Annotated in this window: 1 protein-coding gene; it reads left to right on the top strand. The window is 75.7% G+C overall.

Annotated elements, in window-relative coordinates; genetic code table 11:
- Positions 1-145: 145 nt before the first annotated feature.
- Positions 146-949: an SDR family NAD(P)-dependent oxidoreductase gene (locus KDL01_RS41405; protein ID WP_212534191.1), complete on the top strand. Its 804-nt coding sequence runs from the start codon at positions 146-148 to the stop codon at positions 947-949.
- Position 950 lies beyond the last annotated feature (1 nt).

The following is a 950-nucleotide window of genomic DNA, read 5'->3' on the forward strand; positions in this document are numbered from 1 at the left end:
CGCCCCGGGACCCCCGCCCTCGCGCCGCCGCGGCTGCCCGCGCCGATGGCCGCAGGGCGCAATCCGGCCGAGCCGGCGCTGATCGACTCCTGCCCGATGGGGAGCGCCGGCCCCCTTTCCACCCGAAGAGACGAGGAACAACAGCGTGACCACGAACCATGACATCGCCCCCGACCCCGCCGAGCCGCCCCGGGTCGTGCTGATCACCGGGGCCGCCTCCGGGATCGGGCGCGCCACCGCGCAGCTCTACTCCGAGCGCGGGTACCGCGTCGTCGCGCTCGACCTCGACGAGGCCGGCCTGGACAAGCTCACCGCCGACGCGGCCGCCGACGCGTTCGTGGTGGGCGACGCGGCCGATCCGGCGGCGAACGAGGCGGCGGTGGGCCTCGCCGTCTCCCGCTTCGGCCGGCTCGACGCGGCCGTGCTCAACGCCGGGATCGGCGGAGCCGGGCCGTTGGAGTCGGACGGCGCGCTCGAGCGGTTCGACCGGGTACTTGCCGTCAACGTGCGCGGAGTGGCCGCCGGCATCAGGGCCGCGGTCCCCGCCCTGCGCGCGGCCGGCGGCGGCGCGATCGTGGCCACCTCCTCCGTCTCCGGCCTGCGCGGAGACCCCGGCACCTGGGCGTACAACGCGACCAAGGCCGCGATCATCAACCTGGTGCGCGGCCTGGCCGTGGACTACGCCACCCAGGACATCCGGATCAACGCCATCGCACCCGGCGGAACACTCACCGCACTGACGGCGGGCCAGGTCGCCCATCCCGTGCTGGGACCGGAGATCGCCGCACGCATCCCGGCGCAGCGCTGGGCGGACCCGCGCGAGCAGGCCGAGGCGATCTGGTTCCTCACCTCGCCCGCAGCCTCCTACATCACCGGCGTGGTACTGCCAGTGGACGGCGGCCTGTCCGCCAACGGCGGCATCCTGCCCCCGCCCCCGCGCCGCGGCTGAC

This window comes from Actinospica durhamensis, assembly GCF_018139695.1.
Lineage (GTDB): Bacteria > Actinomycetota > Actinomycetes > Streptomycetales > Catenulisporaceae > Actinospica > Actinospica durhamensis.